The following is a 16,394-nucleotide window of genomic DNA, read 5'->3' as shown; positions in this document are numbered from 1 at the left end:
TCGCCGGGGCCCCCGGGCCACGTCCTCAGGACGCGTACGTCTCCCCGCCGAGGGTGAGGGTGGCGCTCCCGGCCGTGCTGTCGGCGAGCCAGGCCTCGAAGGCCGGCAGGTCCGCCTCGGGCAGGGCGACCTCGATCTCGACCGCGGCCCCGTAGCGCAGGTCCACCACGGTCCGGCCGGTGGAGCGCAGGTCGTTCTGGGTCTTGCCGGCCCGCTGGTGGTCCACGGTGACGGTGGCGAGCCGGTAGCGCCTGCGGGTGACGGTGCCGAGCGCGTCGAGGGCCTCGCCGACGACTCCCCCGTAGGCGCGGATGAGCCCGCCGGCGCCGAGCTTCACGCCGCCGTAGTACCGGGTGACGACGGCGACGGCGTACCGCACGTCCCGGCGCATCAGCATCTGCAGCATGGGCACCCCGGCGGTGCCGCCGGGCTCCCCGTCGTCGCTGGCCTTCTGGACGGAGGCGTCGGCCCCGACGACGTAGGCGAAGCAGTTGTGCGTGGCGGTGGGGTGCTCCTTGCGGACGCGCGCGATGAACTCCTGCGCCTCCTGCTCCGTCGCGGCGGGCGCGAGCGAGCACAGGAACCGGGAGCGGTTGATCTCCGCCTCGTGCACGCCCTCCCGGGCCACCGTCACGTACTGGTCTGCCTTCACCGCTCCACCCTAAGCCGTGCCCGGGACCGCCCCGGCCCGCGCCGGCGGCCGCAGGGGCCGGCGGGAATCGGGCGTGCGGGCCGTCGGTTGATCACAGGTGCGGGCCGCGGTGGCGGGCCGCACCGGAAGGCAACAGGAGGCGGCATCCGTGTACGGCGACCCGGCAACCATCCGCAAGATCCTCACCGAGCTCGGCGACACCTGGGCCGTGGTGGGGCTGTCCAACAACCGTGAGCGGGCGGCCTACGGCGTGGCCCGCACGCTCCAGCGGTTCGGGAAGCGGGTCGTGCCCGTGCACCCGAAGGCGGAGACGGTCCACGGCGAGCAGGGGTACGCCTCGCTGGCGGAGATCCCGTTCAAGGTGGACGTGGTGGACGTCTTCGTCAACAGCCACCTGGCCGGGGCCGTCGCCGACGAGGCGGTCGCCGCGGGGGCGGACGCCGTCTGGTTCCAGCTCGGCGTGGTCGACGAGGCCGCCTGCGCCCGAACCCGCGGGGCGGGCCTGGACATGGTGATGGACGTCTGCCCGGCCATCGAGATCCCGGCGCTCTGAGGCGTCCGTGCGCCCCGTCCGCGGGGGCGGGGCGCACCTGAACTACCGTGCTGGGTGTTCCGACTGCACTTCCCGTACTGCGAGGCCCCTGCCATGACCGCCCTCTTCGCCCTGGCCACGGCCCTGCTGTGGGGTCTCGCCGACTTCGGCGGCGGGCTGCTGACCCGCCGGCTGCCGGCTCTGACCGTGGTCGTCGCCTCCCAGGTCCTCGCGGTGATCGCGCTCGGTGCGGTCGTCCTGGGCACGGGGGCCTGGCGGGAGGCCGGGCCGCAGCTGTGGTTCGCGGTCGCGGCGGGCCTGGTCGGGCCGGTGGCGATGCTCAGCTTCTACAAGGCGCTGGCGCTCGGGCCGATGGGCGTGGTCTCGCCGCTCGGCTCGCTCGGGGTGGTCGTGCCCGTCGCGGCGGGGCTGGCGCTGGGCGAGCGGCCCGGGCCCGGGCAGTTCGCCGGGATCGCGGTGGCCGTCGTGGGCATCGTCCTGGCGGGCGGCCCGGAGCTGCGCGGTGCGCCCGTACAGCGCCGGGCGGTCGTGCTCACGCTGACCGCGGCCTTCGGGTTCGGCGCCGTGATGGCCCTGATCGCGCAGGCGTCGAGCAGCGTCACCGGGCTGTTCCTCGCCCTGTTCGTCCAGCGGGTCACCAACGTGGCCGCGGGCGGCGCGGCCCTGTGGGTGCGGACCCGTCGCGGCGCCGCGGCCCTGCCGGCGGGGACGGGTCCGCGGATCCTGTGGGGTCTGCTGCCCGCGCTCGCCTTCGTCGGCCTCGCCGACGTGGCGGCGAACGGCACGTACTCCGTCGCCGCCCAGAACGGACCGGTGACCGTGGCCGCCGTGCTGTCCTCGCTCTACCCCGTGATCACGGCGCTCGCCGCCTTCGTCGTCCTCAAGGAGCGGCTGCGGACGGTCCAGGCGGCCGGCGCCGGGCTGGCCCTCGCCGGAACGGTTCTGCTCGCCGCGGGCTGACCCCCGGCGCCTTCGCGGGACAGGCCCTCAGGACTGCTCGGCCTCCGTCAGCAGCGCCACCGCGCGCAGCTGCTCGGGCGTCACCCCTTCCGGGATCGGGACCGGCGCCGGGGTGCGCAGCGGCGGCTGCCAGCCCGTCTCCGGCTGCCACCGGCGCACGATCCGCGCGGGCGCCCCGGCCACCACCGCGTGGTCCGGCACCTCGCCCCGTACGACGGCCCCCGCGGCCACCACGACGTTGCGGCCCAGCCGCGCCCCCGGCAGGATCACCGCGCCCGTGCCGAGCCAGCAGCCCGGGCCGATCTCCACCGGGGCGCTGCGCGGCCACTGCTTGCCGACGGGCTCGTGCGGATCGTCGTAGCTGTGGTTGGTGGAGGTGATGTACACCCCGGGTCCGCAGAAGGTGTCGTTGCCGATGGTGATCCGGGTGTCGGCTATGACGTGGGTGTCCCGGCCGAGCACCACGCCGTTGCCGAGGACGAGCACCGGCTCGGTTCCGAGGTCGAGGCCCGGCATCATCCCGGCGGTGAGCGTGACCTGCTCGCCGATGATGCAGTGGTCGCCGAGGCGGATCCACGGTTCGCCGAAGACCGTGCCCTGCGGGAAGGCGAGGCGGGTGCCGTGCCCGATCGCGCCGAAGCGCAGCCTGCCGGGCGTCTGCGCGGTGACCGCACCGGCCTGCTGCATCCAGCGCCAGCCGGCGTGGACGGCCCGGTTGGCGAGCCTGCGGCGCAGGGCGGCCAGGGCGGTCAGGGCCGTCTGCGATGAGAACGTGTTCTGGTTCTTCGGCACCGGGTCACCGTAACGCGCCGAGTGCCCGGAGCGCGCCGTGATCTTCACCCCATCGCCGGTCGGCCGGGGCCGTGCCCTACCGTGCCGGTAGCGCGACAGGCAGGGCACTCCAGCACACAGGACTGAGGAAGAGAACATGACGGATCAGGCGGACCGGGGCCAGGCACTCGTCGCGGGCGTGGGGGGCAAGAGCCCGCGGATCGATCCCACGGCCTTCACCGCACCGACCTCGGTCGTGCTCGGCGAGGTCACGATGGCCCCGAACTCGAGCCTCTGGTACTCGGCGGTGCTGCGCGCCGACTGCGGCCCGATCTCGATCGGCGCGGACAGCAACGTGCAGGACAACTGCACGCTGCACGTCGACCCCGGGTTCCCCGTCTCGATCGGCGAGCGCGTCTCCATCGGCCACAACGCGGTGGTGCACGGCTGCACCGTCGAGGACGACTGCCTGATCGGCATGGGCGCCACCGTCCTGAACGGCGCGGTGATCGGAGCCGGCTCGCTGGTCGCCGCACAGGCACTGGTCCCGCAGGGCATGGTGGTCCCGCCCGGTTCGCTGGTCGCGGGCGTGCCGGCGAAGGTGCGGCGCGAGCTGACCGACGAGGAGCGCGAGGGCATCAAGGTCAACGCCCTGATGTACGCGGACCTGGCCAAGCAGCACCGCGCCGCCGTCCAGCCCCCGCAGTAGCCCCGCGCGGGCGTCCGTGCCCCGCGGCCGGCTACTCGGCCGCGGCGGCCGCCGTCTCCGTTGCGTCGGCGGCCGCGGCCGCCTTCTTCATGCGGCTGCGCAGCACCATCGTCACCGTGAGGCCGAGCACCAGGGCCAGCGCCAGCGCGACCCAGGAGAAGCCCTTCAGCCAGGGCTCCGCGACGATGCCGATCGAGTAGATGACGGCCGTGGTGCCGCCCGCCCAGAGGATCCCGCCGAGGATGTTCGCGACGAGGAAGCGCCAGTACGGCATGTGCAGGACGCCGGCCAGCGGACCGGCGAAGATGCGCAGCAGCGCCACGAACCGTCCGAAGAAGACGGCCCACATGCCCCACTTCTCGAAGGCGCGCTCCGCCTGGGCCACGTGATCCGGACCGAAGTGCTTGGGGAAGCGCCGCCCGAGCCGCTCGAGCAGCGGCTTGCCGCCCTTGCGGCCGATCGCGTAGCCGATCGAGTCGCCGATGATCGCGCCGGTGGACGCGCAGATCCCCAGGACCACGGGGTCGATCTCGCCGTGCTGCGAGGCCAGCAGCGCCGAGCTGACCAGGACGATCTCTCCCGGCAGCGGGATGCCGAGGCTCTCCAGCCCGATGACCAGACCGACCAGGAGATAGATGCTGACCGCCGGAATCGTCTCCAGCCATTCCTGGATGTGCACCGGTACGTCCTCCCGAGTCGCGGCGGCGCGTCCCCTGTGACACGCCGAACGGGCAGCCTATCTGCTCGTGACCACAGCCTTTGCCCTCAGGTGGAGTTCGCGCGAGGAACGGCCCGCGAACACTTCACGACGGCCTGAACCCAGCACCCAGGCGTGTGCTTCGGGGTCCCAGGAGGACAGTGCGCGGGCGTCGATGTCCAGGACCACCTGCCGCGCCTCGCCGGCCGCCAGGGTGAGGCGCCGGTAGCCGGCCAGCGCGCGCACCGGCTGGTCGAGCTTCAGCTCCGCGGAGGGGCCGACGTACACCTGGGCCACCTCGGTGCCCTTGCGGTGCCCGGTGTTGCGGACCGTGAAGCCGACCCGCAGCCCGCCGCGCTCCGGCCGGACGGTCAGGTTCTCGTACTCCCAGGTCGTGTACGAGAGCCCGTGCCCGAACGGGAACAGCGGGGCCACCCGTTGCGCGTCGTACCAGCGGTGCCCGACGTGCACGCCCTCGGCGTACTCCTGCCGCCCGCCCACCCCCGGGTAGCGCAGCGGGTCACCGCCGACCGGGGTGGCCCGCTCGTCGGCCGGGAAGGTCTGGGTGAGCCGGCCGCCCGGGTCCACGTCCCCGAAGAGGAGGTCGGCCGTGGCGGCGGCGCCCTCCTGGCCCGGGTAGTACATCTGGAGGACCGCCCCGGTGCGGGAGAGCCACGGCATGGTCGTGCTGGAGGAGGTGTTCAGCACGACCGTGGTGCGGGGGTTCGCGGCGGCGACGGCCTCGATCAGCCGCGCCTGCCCGCCCGGCAGCCCCAGCGAGGTCCGGTCGGCGCCCTCGGTGGCGTCCTCGTAGGCGAACAGCACCACGCTGTGTGCCTGCTCGGCGGCCTTCACGGCCTCGGCGAGGTCGGCGGCGCGGCTCGCGTTCGTGGTGTGCCGCAGCCGGAAGCGCTGGCCCTCGGCCCCGCCCTCGGCGAAGACGGCGAGCCGGTGGGTGCCCGCCGTGAGGGAGAGGGTGCGGCGGCGGACGGCGAGCCCGTCGGGCGCTGCGCCCAGGAGTCCGCCGGCGAACTGCTCGGCCGCGCCGGGCCTGACGGGGAAGAGCTCCTCGCCGTCCAGGCGTACGCCGGGCCGCTTCCCGGTGTAGTGGACGAGGAGCGTCCACTCCTCGTCCGCGGCGAGCGTGAACTCGCCCTGGTGGCTCCAGTTCCGCCCGGCCTCCACGTGCCGGTCGGCCAGGTCGGCGGGCGGGTCGAGCAGTCTCGCGGGGAGCGGGCGGCCGTACAGGTCCTCGCCGAGCGCGTAGCGCACCGTACTGCCGTTGCCGGCGCGCCGTCTGATGGCGTCGACCGGGCTGGGCGCCCGGTCGGTGCGGACGTGTGCGCTGCCCCCGCCGCTGACGAAGGGCACCTGTCCGGTGGGGCCGATCACGGCGATCGAGCGCGCCGAGTCGCCGGTCAGCGGCAGGGTCGCGTGCTCGTTGCGCAGCAGTACGGCGCCCGCGGCCGCGACCTTGCGGGCGACGCGGGCCCCGGCGGCGGCGTCGCGGGCGGGCCGGGCCGGCGGGCGCGCGGCGAGCAGCCCGAACCGGTCCATGGTGGCCAGGATCCGGCGTACCGAGAGGTCCACGGTGTCCTCGTGGACGGTTCCGCCGCGCACCGCCTGCTGGAGCGGGGCGCCGAAGTGGGTGCCGCCGGGCATCTCCATGTCGAGGCCGGCGCCGATGGCGGCGACCGTGCTGTGGGCCGCGTTCCAGTCGGACATCACCCAGCCGCCGAACCCCCAGCTCCCGCGCAGCAGTTCGTCGAGCAGGGGCTTGTTCTCGCAGGCGTACGTGCCGTTGACCTTGTTGTACGCGCCCATCACCGCGCCGGCCCCGGCGGCGACGGCCGCCTCGAACCCGCGCAGCTCGGTCTCGTGCAGGGTCTGTTCGGCGGCGATGGCGTCGACGGTGTCGCGGCCCTGCTCCTGGTTGTTCAGGGCGAAGTGCTTGACGGTGGCGATGAGCCCCTCGTCCTGGATGCCGCGGACCACCTCCGCGACGAGGTCCGCGGTCAGCCGGGGGTCCTCGGCGAAGGTCTCGAAGTTCCGCCCGGCGTAGGGGGTGCGGATCAGGTTGGCCATCGGGGAGAGCAGTACGTCCTGGCCGAGCGCCCGGCCCTCGCGGCCGATGACCCTGCCGTACTCGCGGGCCAGGGCCGGGTCGAAGGCGGAGGCCAGCATGACGGGGGCGGGCAGTGCGGTGGCGGGCCGCGCGACCCGCACCCCGGCCGGGCCGTCGGCGAGCCGCAGCGGCGGGATGCCGAGGCGCGGTACGCCGGGTACGTACCCGGCCTGCCCGAGCGGCGCGGGGTCCGGGCCGCCGTGCAGCAGGGCGGTCTTCTCCTGCAGGGTGAGCCGCTCGAGCAGGGCGTCGATGCGGGCGGCGCTGCCGGGCCGGCCCGCGGCGGCCCCGGTCGCCGCGGCGGATGCCGGGGTCTTGCGGGGGCCCGGGCCGCCGGGCGGTACCGCGGCCACGCAGCCTCCGGCCCCCAGGGCGGTGCCCATCGCCGCGAGCAGCCCGATCGCGCGGCGTCTGGACACGGCCTCGCTCATGGGCGCTCCCTGCGGCTGCGGGCTCGGGTCGGCGGGAGCGGCCCGCGCCGGACCGCTCCCGCCGTCCACTGTGCGCCGCCGCCCCGCCCGGGCCCGGCCGGACGCGCCACCGCCGCGCCGAGTTCAGCCCTGCGGCGGCTGCTCCGGGGCGTCGGCCTCGCGTCGGGGCCCGCCGTCCTGCGCCCGTACCCGCGCCTCGGTGCGGTGCCCGCGCGCGATGTAGTCCCGTACGACGGCCTCCACGGCGTCCTGGGCGACCCGATCCCGGCGAGGACCATCACCTCCACCACGAGCTCGGCGTCGAGCTTGATGTCGACCTTGGCCACGGCCACCTCCGGTTCGTCGCGCGCGGACTGCAGCCCTGCCCGCGCCGCCACCCCCGAAACCCCCGAAACCCCCGAAAATACGGAACCCGCCCGGGACGCGGTGCTCTCGTCCTCGGGCGGGTCCGGGGCCGGCGGCTGCCGGCGGGCGCGCGCCTACGCGTTCGGGCGCAGGGTCCAGACGACCGTCATCTCGCCGGTCACGGCCTCGTCCTCGCGCTGGATGGCGATGGTGACGGGGAACTCGGGGCGGCCGCCCGCGTCGAGTTCGGCGATGACCTCGGCGGCCGGGCGACCGAGGGTGGCGGTGGCCGTCACGACGCCCTTGGCGAGCTTCTTGTAGCCGATCTCGGCCTTGACGGCGAGGGGCACGGCGCGCGAGAGCTGGTCGCCGAAGGCGGCCAGGACGATGGCGCCGCTCGCGGACTCGGCGAGGGTGAACATGGCGCCGGCGTGCGGGCCGCCCACGTGGTTGTGGTAATCGGGCTGGTCCGGCAGCCGGACGACCGCACGCTCCGGGGTGGTCTCCAGGAACTGGAGGTTCAGGGTCCGGGCCATCGGCACGGTCGCGGCGAGCAGTTCGCCCACGTTCATCTGGTCTGCGCTCATGGGACGCGATGTTACCCGCGAGTAGACACCCTGGCCAGACCTTCACACGGGGCGGACGTGCCTCCCGACATCCACTCCCACTATCGTTACCGGCCATGTGGCCAGGACAGCAGCAGCCGCCCGGGGGACAGCAGAACCCTCAGGACGCGCATCAGAACCCGTACCAGCAGCAGGGGCAGCCGGCGCAGCCGGGACAGCAGCCGAACCCCTACCAGCAGCAGCCCGGCTACGGATACCCGCAGGCCGGCTACCAGCCCCAACCGCCGACCCAGCCCTGGGGCCAGCCGCAGCAGCCCGTGCAGCCGCCGAAGAGCGGCGGGAGCCCGTTCTCGACGAAGACCGTGGCCATCGTCGCGGCGTCCGCGGTCGTCGTGGCGGCGGCCGGCACCGGCGCGTTCGTCCTGACCCGGGACGACAAGAAGAACGACGTGGCCGACAACAAGCCCGCCGCGTCCTCCTCGGCCCCCGCCGCGTCCCAGGCCCCGGCCTCGCCCGGCGCCAACCCGCGCTCCGGTGACGACGTCAAGCCCGTGATCCCGGGCTGGAAGGTCGTCCTCAACCCCAAGTACGGCACCGCCTTCGACGTCCCGCCGGAGTGGAACGTCGCGAGCGCCGGCGTCATCTCGGGCTTCACGGACGACAGCAAGAACGACGGCATGCCGATGATCAGCTTCTCCGCACCGGCCTTCCTCAAGGAGGACTGGTGCAAGATCGACTCCAACAAGGACGGCCGTGAGGAGTCGACCGGACTCGCCGGCACCGGCACCAAGGGCGGCCAGGGCGCCAAGGACACCGCCGAGGCGGTGAAGAACGAGGCCGGCAACTGGGCGTACGCCGCCTACGCGCAGAAGGCGCCCAAGGGCACCGTGAAGGTCTCGGAACCGAAGGAGTACACCACCTCCTCCGGCCTGAAGGGCCACATGGCGACCGCGACGGCGATCGGCGTGCCCAAGGAGAACAAGTGCTCCTCCGACGGCAAGTCCATCGCTTTCAGCTTCAAGACCGCCAACGGTGACTTCTCCAGCTGGATCCTCTACAGCGCCGCCGGCGTCCAGGGCGAGGTCCCGCAGGAGACGATGGACAAGATCCTCAGCTCGGTGCGCCTCAACGGCACCGCCAGCAACGGCTGACCCGCCGGCCGAACCCTTCGGCACCATTCGTCCCACCCCACGCCCCGGACCCTAATCCGTTTGGATTCTCGGCCCGGGGCGTGGATAGTCCGGGGGTGAGCTCTCCCCCCACCGCCCCGCCCCGTACGACCGCACACCGCCGCCGGCCCGCCTGGGCCGGCCGCAACTACACCCTGCTCACGGGCGCCGCGGTCGTGACGAACCTCGGCAGCCACGGAGCGCTCATCGCCTCCGCCTTCGCCGTCCTGGAGGCGGGCGGCTCCGGCGGCGACGTGGGCCTGGTGGCGGCGGCCCGCACGCTGCCGCTCGTCCTCTTCCTGCTCATAGGCGGGGCGCTCGCCGACCGGATGCCGCGCCACCGCGTGATGGTCGCGGCCAACGCCCTCAACTGCGTCTCGCAGGCCGCCTTCGCCGTCCTCGTCCTGACCGGGCATCCGCAGCTGTGGCAGATGATGCTGCTCACCGCGCTCTGCGGTACGGGCCAGGCCTTCTTCAACCCGGCCGCCGAGGGCATGCTGCTCGCCAGCGTCCCCGCGGCGCACGCCAACCGCGCCTTCGCCCTGTTCCGCATGGCCATGAACGGCGCCGGCATCGGCGGTGCGGCCCTCGGCGGCGCCATGATCGCCGCGATCGGCCCCGGCTGGGTCCTGGCCGTGGACGCGGCGGCCTTCGCCGTCGCGGGGGCGATGCGCGCCTTCCTCGACGTCGGCCACGTGGCCGACCGGGCTCCCGGCGGCGGTCTGCTGGCGGACCTGCGCGAGGGCTGGGTGGAGTTCCGGACCCGGCCCTGGCTGTGGAGCATCGTGCTCCAGTTCTCCGTGGTCGTCGCCGTCGTCGGCGCCGCGGAGGCGGTGTACGGGCCTCTGGTCGCCCGGGACCGGCTGGGCGGGTCGGCCCCCTGGGGCCTGGCACTGGGCTTCTTCGGCATCGGCACCATCGCCGGCGCCGTCCTGATGATGCTGTGGAAACCTCGCCGGCTGCTGCTGGTCGGCACCCTGTGCGTGTTCCCGCTGGCCCTGCCCTCGGCGGGTCTGGCGGTCCCGCTGCCGGTGTGGGGGCTGTGCGCGGTGATGTTCGTCAGCGGGACCGCCATCGAGGTGTTCGGCGTGAACTGGATGACGACCATGCACCAGGAGATCCCGGAGGAGAAGTTCTCCCGGGTCTCCGCGTACGACTGGTTCGGCTCGGTGTCGATGCTCCCGCTGGCGACCGCCGTGGCCGGCCCGGTCGAGTCGGCCTTCGGCCGCACCTCCGCCCTGTGGGGCTGCGCCGCTCTGGTGGTGCTGGGCACCGCGGCGGTCCTCTTCGTCCCGGACGTCCGCCGGATGACCCGCAAGCCCGCGCCTGCGAAGGCCGTCGTGATCCCGGCCGCCGCCGCTCCCGCCCCGGCGGCCGAGTCCAGCGGCGTCAGCCCAGGCTGAACGCGCCCTCCGGCGGCTCCGGCGAGGCGACGGCGTCCGCGTCGGCCACCGGCGCCGCCCCCTTCATGAACCGGGCCAGGGCCGCGCCTTCCTCGACCCGCGCCGCGAACGCGTCCGCGGCGCACCGCCGGGACAGCGCGGCGACCGGCAGCTGCGCGTCCGAGGCGAGCAGCACGGCGTTGCCGAACCGCCTGCCGCGCAGCACCCCCGGCTCCGCGACGAGCGCGAGCTCCCCGAACACCGCGCCGAAATTGGCGAGCTGGGCCCGCAGGAAGTCGAACGGCGCCCCGTCGGCCAGGTTCGCCGCGTAGACCCCGCCCGGCCGCAGCACCCGCGCCGCCTCCCGCGCGTACTCCACGGAGGTCAGTTGCGCCGGCACCCGCGAGCCGCCGAACACGTCGGCGACGAGCACGTCCGCACTGTCCGCGGCGGCGCCCTCCAGCCAGGCCCGCGCGTCGGCGGCGCACACGGTGACATCCGATCCGGCCGGCAGCGGCAGGTGCTCCGCGACCAGCTCCACCAGTGCGGCGTCGAACTCCACGACCGTCTGCCGGGAACCCGGCCGGGTCGCCGCCGCGTACCGGGGCAGCGTCAGCGCGCCGCCGCCGAGGTGCAGCAGGTCCAGCGCGGCCCCCGGCTCCGCCACGCTGTCGAGTACGTGCCCGAGCCGGCGTACGTACTCGAATTCCAGGTGCCCGGGATCGTCGAGGTCCACGTACGACTGCGGCGCGCCGTCGACGGTCAGCAGCCAGGCCCGTTCCCGGTCCACGTCCGGCATCAGTTTGGCGGTGCCCTGGCCCACGTCCCGGACGACCGGGATCTGTTCGTCGCTCACCGCACCATTGTCCGGCAGCCGGCGGGTCAGCCCGCCCAGACGGCGGCCGCCTCGGCGGCGTGCTCCGCGGCCTGCGCGAGCCCGGCCCGCGCCGCCGGGTCGCGCCGCGCCGGGTCCAGGACGTTGCGCCCGAAGACCTTGCGGGCCTGCGCGGACGGGGTGATCAGCAGCACCCGCGCGCCCGCCTCGCGCAGCCGGGCCGCCTGGGCGGCCGGCGAGGGGACGAGTCCGGATCCGAGTGACATCGGCGCGAGGATCACCACCCGTGCGCAGCCGGAGGCGAGGTCGGCGTTGGTCGCGGACCGGATCCCGCCGTCGATGAACCGTCGCCCGCCGACCGTGACCGGCGGCCACACCCCGGGCACCGCACAGCTCGCCGAGACCGCGTCGACCAGCCCGGCCCCGCTCTCCCGGTCGAAGGCGGCGAGCTCGCCGGTGAGCGCGTCGACGGCGGTGACGACCAGCCTGCGCTCGGGCCACGCGTGCGAGACGAGCCGGGCCTCCAGCACCTTGCGCCGCTCCGCCTCCTCGCCGGTGTCGGCGGCGAGCGCGAGGGCGCCGACCCGCCTGCGGTAAGCCTCCGGATCCCGCGAGCGCACCATCGCGACGGCGTACCGGGCGATGAGCCCCGTACCGAGCCGGGCGGCGACCTCGCCGGCGGGGTCGCCGAGCTGGCGCTCGTACAGCTCCTGCGGGCTGAGCAGCCCGGAGGTGAGCTGGGCCCCCACCACCGAGCCGGCGGAGGTGCCGACGACGAGGTCGGCGGCGGTCAGGTCCACACCCGCCCGCGCGAGCCCGTACAGGATGCCCGCCTCCCAGCCGACGCCGGTGAGTCCCCCGCCGCCCAGCACCAGTGCCGTATCGCCGCCCATGCCGGCCCGCCCCTCTTCGTACGCCCGTGGTGACGGCAGTCTGGCGCAAGCCGGCCGCCGCCACCACGGCGGGGCGTCAGGAGGCCGGCGCGGGCGCCGAGGGCGCTTCAGCCGAGCACGGCCGTGACCGTCCCCGCGCCGACGGTCCGCCCGCCCTCGCGGATCGCGAAGCCGAGCCCCGACTCCAGCGGCACGTCCCGCCCGAGCTCGACGGTCATCTCGACCGTCTCCCCCGGCCGCGCCACCCCGGCCGCCCCCAGGTCCACGTCCCCCACCACGTCGGCGGTGCGGATGTAGAACTGCGGCCGGTAACCGGAGGCCACAGGGGTCGTACGGCCGCCCTCCCGGGCGGAGAGCACGTAGACCCGCGCGCTGAAGCGGCGCTTGGGCACGACGCTCCCCGGAGCGGCGACCACCTGCCCGCGCCGTACGCCGTCGCGCGGCACCCCGCGCAGCAGCAGCGCGACGTTGTCCCCGGCCTCGGCGGACTCCATCGGCTTGCCGAAGGTCTCCAGGCCGGTCACCACGGTCTCGACGGGCTCGCCGTCGCCTCCGAGGACGCTCACGCGGTCGCCCGTGCGGACGCTCCCGCGCTCGACGGCGCCGGTCACGACGGTGCCCCGCCCGGTGATGGTCAGCACGTTCTCGACGGGCAGGAGGAACGGCGCGTCCGTGTAGCGCACGGGCATCGGCACGTACGTGTCCACGGCGTCGAGCAGCGCCTCGATCGCCCCGGTCCAGCGCGGGTCACCCTCCAGCGCACCGAGTCCGGAGACCCGTACGACCGGGGCGCCGTCCCCGCCGTAGCCGTTGGCGGTGAGCAGCTCGCGGACCTCCAGCTCGACCAGGTCGGTGAGCTCGGGGTCCCCGGCGTCCGCCTTGTTGAGGGCGACGACGATGTGGTCGACGCCTACTTGGCGGGCCAGGAGCACGTGCTCGGCGGTTTGCGGCATGACCCCGTCGAGCGCGGAGACGACGAGGATCGCCCCGTCGAGCTGGGCGGCGCCGGTGACCATGTTCTTGACGTAGTCGGCGTGCCCGGGCATGTCCACGTGGGCGTAGTGCCGGGTGTCGGTCTCGTACTCGACGTGCGTGAGGTTGATGGTGATGCCGCGGCGGGCCTCCTCGGGGGCCCGGTCGATGCGGTCGAAGGGCACGAAGGAGGCGCCGCCGCGCTCGGCGAGGACCTTGGTGATGGCGGCGGTGAGGGTGGTCTTGCCGTGGTCGACGTGACCCATGGTGCCGATGTTGAGGTGCGGCTTGGTGCGCACGAAGGCCGTCTTGGCCATGATGTCTTCCCGAATGTCCTGCGAAGCCGGTGACGGGACCCCTGGAGCGAGCCGACCCTCCCCCTGTGGGGTCCGCCGGACGATCCGGGAAGGGTCAGCTTCGTGCGCCGTCGAATGCGGCGAAGGCGGTTGCCTCGAAGACCTCGAGGGCTTCGAAGCCCTCGAAGGGGAAAGCGGCAGCCTTCGGCGCGTCCGCGACTGCGGACGGCGCTGCGGTGAAGGCGTACCGGGACATGTACCGGATCCTGCCGGACCGCCCGCGCCGCGTCGAATGAATTACCGCGCGGTCAGAGGTTCTTGAGCGCCTCGCGCACCGACAGCGGGGAAAGCCGGCCGCCTTCCGCCGCGACGAAGGCGCGGACCGCGTCCGGGTCCGTCTTCGCGTACTCGCGCAGCGCCCAGCCGATGGCCTTGCGGATGAAGAAGTCCGGGTGGCCGCACTGGCGGCGGCAGTAGGCGAAGAGGCGTCCGGTGTCCGTCGCGGACTTGTAGCGCAGCTGGTGGAGGAGGGCGGTGCGGGCGAGCCAGAGGTCCTCGTCCCCGATCCATTCGTCCATCACGGCCGTGAGCTTCGGATAGGCGGCCACGAGCGGACCGACCGCGTGCGCCGCGAGGAGGTCGACGGTGTCCCACCACGAGGCGGTGACGATCAGCCGCCGCACCACCGGCAGGAAGCCGGAGGAGCAGACCCGGACGTGGCGGCGCAGATAGTCCACCGCGAAGTAGTGGTACTCGCGTTCCGGGAGCTCCCAGCACCGCAGCACGAGCGCCGTCACGTCCGCCTCCGCCGGCTTGGCGCCCTGCCCGGTCACGGCCTTCGACAGCTCGCGCCGCAGCGGGGTGCGGATGCCGAGGAAGGGCGCGACGTCCTTCATGTAGGCCGCCATGGACCGGGCCCGCTCCGGGTCGGCGGCCGCTCCGTACGCCGTGGTGAGGCGGTCCACGAGGGTGTCCGCGAGCTCGCTGCGCGGGACCTTCGGGGGTCGCTGGTCGTTCGGCCGCATGAGGCCCAGATTACGGCGCGACGCCGCATTGGTCGGCTAGTCTCCCCGGATGTCCCTCCTCCTCGCGCCGTGGACCCGGCTGTCGCTTCTCGTCGTGCTGCTGCTGGCGGCCGGCGTCTGCGTCGTGCTGTACGAGCCCCAGCGCATCCTCTCGGAGGGGTGGCCACCGGGGCTCCCGGTCGGCGCGGCCGTGCTGCTGTTCGCGGCCGCGTACGGCGCGGGCACGGCGGCCCTGGTGCCGCGCCCGCTGCTCAACCTGGCGGCGGGTGCCGTCTTCGGCATCCCCTTCGGTCTGGCCGCGGCGGTCGGCGGCTCCGTCATCGGCGCCGGAATCTCCTTCGGGCTGGGCCGGTTGCTGGGCCGGGAAGCCGTACGGCCACTGCTGCGCGGCCGCTGGCTCCAGGCGGCCGACGACCAGCTGGCCCGGCACGGCTTCCGCTCGATGCTGGCGGTCCGGATCTTCCCCGGCCTGCCCTTCGCGGCCGCCAACTACCTTGCGGCGGTGTCCCGCTGCGGCTGGCTGCCCTTCCTCCTCGCGACGGCGATCGGCGTCGTCCCGAACACCGCCGCGTACGTGGTCGCGGGCGCGAGCGCCTCCTCCCCGGACTCCCCCGCCTTCCTCGCCTCCTTCGGCTTCATCGCCGTCTCCGCTGTCGCGGCCGCGGTCGTCGGATGGCGCAAACGGCACCGGCTGGCGCCCGTACCGGCGTGCGAAACGCGCGATCCGGTGCCCGAGCACCCCCCTGTGGTCAGCGCCGCTCCCCACGGGCCCTAGCATCGGACCCGAACTGCCCGACGATCACAAGGACGAGCGCACCCCGACATGAGCTGGTTCGAATCCCTAATCCTCGGTCTCGTCCAGGGGCTTACGGAGTTCCTCCCGATCTCCTCCAGCGCCCACCTCCGGCTGACCGCGGCATTCGCCGGCTGGCAGGACCCGGGCGCGGCCTTCACCGCGATCACGCAGATCGGCACCGAAGCCGCCGTGCTGATCTACTTCCGCAAGGACATCGCGCGGATCATCTCCACCTGGTTCCGCTCGCTGTTCACGGCGTCGCTGCGCTCGGACCAGGACGCCAAGATGGGCTGGCTGGTGATCGTCGGATCGATCCCGATCGGTGTCCTCGGCATCGCGTTCAAGGACCAGATCACCGGCCCCGCCCGTGATCTGCGGCTGACCGCGACCACGCTGATCGTGATGGGCGTCGTCCTCGGCATCGCGGACCGGCTGGCCGCCCGCGACGAGGAGGGGGGCCGGCACCGTGCCATCCGCGAGCGCAAGACGCTCAAGGAACTGGGCGTCAAGGACGGCCTGATCTTCGGTCTCTGCCAGGCGATGGCCCTGATCCCGGGCGTCTCCCGCTCCGGTGCGACGATCTCCGGCGGTCTGCTGCTGGGCTTCACGCGTGAGGCAGCCGCCCGCTACTCGTTCCTGCTCGCCATTCCGGCCGTGCTGGCGTCGGGCGCGTTCGAGATCAAGGACGTGGTCGAGAGCCCGGGTCACATCACGTGGGGGCCGACGATCTTCGCGACGGTCATCGCGTTCTTCGTGGGCTACGCCGTCATCGCGTGGTTCATGAAGTTCATCTCCAGCAAGAGCTTCATGCCGTTCGTGATCTACCGGATCGCCCTGGGCATCGCGCTGTTCGTGCTGATCGGCATGGGCGTGCTCAGCCCCTTCGCCGCCGAGTCGGCCGGCTGACACCGCCGCCGCTCACCGCTTCGCGTGAACCGGAGGCCGCTCGGGAACGTTCCCGGGCGGCCTCCGCGTCGTTGTGCCTGAAGAGACCTGAAGCGACCTGAAGGCAAACAGCAGGGGGTGTCCCATGGGTCGAGTGGTGCTGGAGCGGTTTCCGGCCGGAAGTCCGAGGGGAAGCTGGCCCGCCGAGGAGTACGCGGCGGAGCGGATGCGCGAGGGCGTGCCCGCCGAGGTGGTGATGGACCTGGCCACCGACGCGTTCCTCGTCGTGGTGCGGCAGCGGGAGGCGCATTCCGGTCATTGATCCACCGCGC

At 73.9% G+C, this 16,394-nt stretch carries 18 protein-coding genes and 1 pseudogene; 8 read left to right on the top strand and 11 right to left on the bottom strand.

The window, feature by feature from the left end:
• Positions 1-25 precede the first annotated feature (25 nt).
• Positions 26-652 carry a YigZ family protein gene (locus ACFY1T_RS14085; RefSeq protein WP_384701660.1) on the bottom strand — a complete coding sequence of 209 codons (627 nt, stop codon included), beginning with the start codon at positions 650-652 and terminating at the stop codon, positions 26-28.
• Between the two features lie 148 nt (positions 653-800).
• On the opposite strand from ACFY1T_RS14085, the gene ACFY1T_RS14080 reads away from it, so the two are divergent.
• Positions 801-1,205, top strand: coding sequence for a CoA-binding protein (locus ACFY1T_RS14080; protein ID WP_390788340.1), 405 nt, complete (start codon positions 801-803; stop codon positions 1,203-1,205).
• A gap of 93 nt (positions 1,206-1,298) precedes the next feature.
• Positions 1,299-2,165, top strand: coding sequence for an EamA family transporter (locus ACFY1T_RS14075; RefSeq protein ID WP_390788605.1), 867 nt, complete (start codon positions 1,299-1,301; stop codon positions 2,163-2,165).
• A gap of 27 nt (positions 2,166-2,192) precedes the next feature.
• Here ACFY1T_RS14075 and ACFY1T_RS14070 read toward each other — a convergent pair whose 3' ends face one another.
• The gene (locus tag ACFY1T_RS14070) at positions 2,193-2,957 is read right to left on the bottom strand and encodes an acyltransferase (protein WP_390788339.1); all 765 of its coding nucleotides are present in this window, start codon (positions 2,955-2,957) and stop codon (positions 2,193-2,195) included.
• A 136-nt stretch (positions 2,958-3,093) separates the two neighbouring features.
• Here ACFY1T_RS14070 and ACFY1T_RS14065 point away from each other — a divergent pair, with 136 nt between their 5' ends.
• Complete coding sequence (locus ACFY1T_RS14065; RefSeq protein WP_390788338.1) at positions 3,094-3,645, top strand: gamma carbonic anhydrase family protein; 552 nt, start codon at positions 3,094-3,096, stop codon at positions 3,643-3,645.
• Between the two features lie 31 nt (positions 3,646-3,676).
• Here the strand turns inward: ACFY1T_RS14065 and ACFY1T_RS14060 are convergent, their stop codons facing one another.
• From ACFY1T_RS14060 to ACFY1T_RS14045, 4 genes and pseudogenes are all read right to left on the bottom strand, one after another.
• Positions 3,677-4,324: a DedA family protein gene (locus ACFY1T_RS14060; protein WP_390788337.1), complete on the bottom strand. Its 648-nt coding sequence runs from the start codon at positions 4,322-4,324 to the stop codon at positions 3,677-3,679.
• A 57-nt stretch (positions 4,325-4,381) separates the two neighbouring features.
• Positions 4,382-6,898, bottom strand: a complete 2,517-nt coding sequence (locus ACFY1T_RS14055; protein WP_390788336.1) for a beta-glucosidase — start codon at positions 6,896-6,898, stop codon at positions 4,382-4,384.
• Positions 6,899-7,021: 123 nt separating this feature from the next.
• Positions 7,022-7,224 (bottom strand): annotated as a pseudogene (locus ACFY1T_RS14050) (DUF2191 domain-containing protein).
• Between the two features lie 153 nt (positions 7,225-7,377).
• On the bottom strand, positions 7,378-7,830 hold the full coding sequence (locus ACFY1T_RS14045) for a DUF4442 domain-containing protein (RefSeq protein ID WP_181382609.1): 453 nt from the start codon (positions 7,828-7,830) through the stop codon (positions 7,378-7,380).
• 95 nt (positions 7,831-7,925) lie between these two features.
• Here ACFY1T_RS14045 and ACFY1T_RS14040 point away from each other — a divergent pair, with 95 nt between their 5' ends.
• Complete coding sequence (locus ACFY1T_RS14040) at positions 7,926-8,960, top strand: hypothetical protein (RefSeq protein WP_390788335.1); 1,035 nt, start codon at positions 7,926-7,928, stop codon at positions 8,958-8,960.
• Between the two features lie 95 nt (positions 8,961-9,055).
• On the top strand, positions 9,056-10,381 hold the full coding sequence (locus tag ACFY1T_RS14035; RefSeq protein ID WP_390788334.1) for an MFS transporter: 1,326 nt from the start codon (positions 9,056-9,058) through the stop codon (positions 10,379-10,381).
• Here the strand turns inward: ACFY1T_RS14035 and ACFY1T_RS14030 are convergent.
• The 5 genes from ACFY1T_RS14030 to ACFY1T_RS14010 form a co-directional block, all read right to left on the bottom strand.
• Positions 10,368-11,159 carry a spermidine synthase gene (locus tag ACFY1T_RS14030; RefSeq protein ID WP_390788604.1) on the bottom strand — a complete coding sequence of 264 codons (792 nt, stop codon included), beginning with the start codon at positions 11,157-11,159 and terminating at the stop codon, positions 10,368-10,370. The two genes, ACFY1T_RS14035 and ACFY1T_RS14030, sit on opposite strands and share 14 nt — an antisense overlap.
• Positions 11,160-11,242: 83 nt before the next feature.
• Positions 11,243-12,088 carry a patatin-like phospholipase family protein gene (locus ACFY1T_RS14025; RefSeq protein ID WP_390788333.1) on the bottom strand — a complete coding sequence of 282 codons (846 nt, stop codon included), beginning with the start codon at positions 12,086-12,088 and terminating at the stop codon, positions 11,243-11,245.
• 107 nt (positions 12,089-12,195) lie between these two features.
• Positions 12,196-13,377 (bottom strand): elongation factor Tu, encoded by a 1,182-nt coding sequence (gene tuf / locus ACFY1T_RS14020; RefSeq protein WP_390788332.1) that lies wholly within the window; start codon positions 13,375-13,377, stop codon positions 12,196-12,198.
• Positions 13,378-13,471: 94 nt separating this feature from the next.
• Complete coding sequence (locus tag ACFY1T_RS14015) at positions 13,472-13,612, bottom strand: hypothetical protein (RefSeq protein ID WP_390788331.1); 141 nt, start codon at positions 13,610-13,612, stop codon at positions 13,472-13,474.
• A 52-nt stretch (positions 13,613-13,664) separates the two neighbouring features.
• On the bottom strand, positions 13,665-14,381 hold the full coding sequence (locus tag ACFY1T_RS14010) for a DNA alkylation repair protein (protein WP_390788330.1): 717 nt from the start codon (positions 14,379-14,381) through the stop codon (positions 13,665-13,667).
• A 49-nt stretch (positions 14,382-14,430) separates the two neighbouring features.
• On the opposite strand from ACFY1T_RS14010, the gene ACFY1T_RS14005 reads away from it, so the two are divergent.
• The 3 genes from ACFY1T_RS14005 (at position 14,431) to ACFY1T_RS13995 (ending at position 16,384) form a co-directional block, all read left to right on the top strand.
• Positions 14,431-15,156 (top strand): TVP38/TMEM64 family protein, encoded by a 726-nt coding sequence (locus tag ACFY1T_RS14005; protein ID WP_037845547.1) that lies wholly within the window; start codon positions 14,431-14,433, stop codon positions 15,154-15,156.
• A gap of 48 nt (positions 15,157-15,204) precedes the next feature.
• Positions 15,205-16,083 (top strand): undecaprenyl-diphosphate phosphatase, encoded by an 879-nt coding sequence (locus ACFY1T_RS14000; protein WP_030860765.1) that lies wholly within the window; start codon positions 15,205-15,207, stop codon positions 16,081-16,083.
• Positions 16,084-16,207: 124 nt separating this feature from the next.
• Entirely contained in the window at positions 16,208-16,384 is a 177-nt protein-coding gene (locus tag ACFY1T_RS13995; RefSeq protein ID WP_099893904.1) for a hypothetical protein, read from the top strand.
• The last annotated feature ends 10 nt before the right edge of the window (positions 16,385-16,394 follow it).

The organism is Streptomyces sp. NPDC001194 (genome assembly GCF_042896985.1).
In the GTDB taxonomy this organism is placed as follows: Bacteria; Actinomycetota; Actinomycetes; order Streptomycetales; family Streptomycetaceae; genus Streptomyces.
The sequence above is the reverse complement of the archived record's forward strand: the minus strand, read 5'-3'. Positions and strand labels throughout refer to the sequence as shown.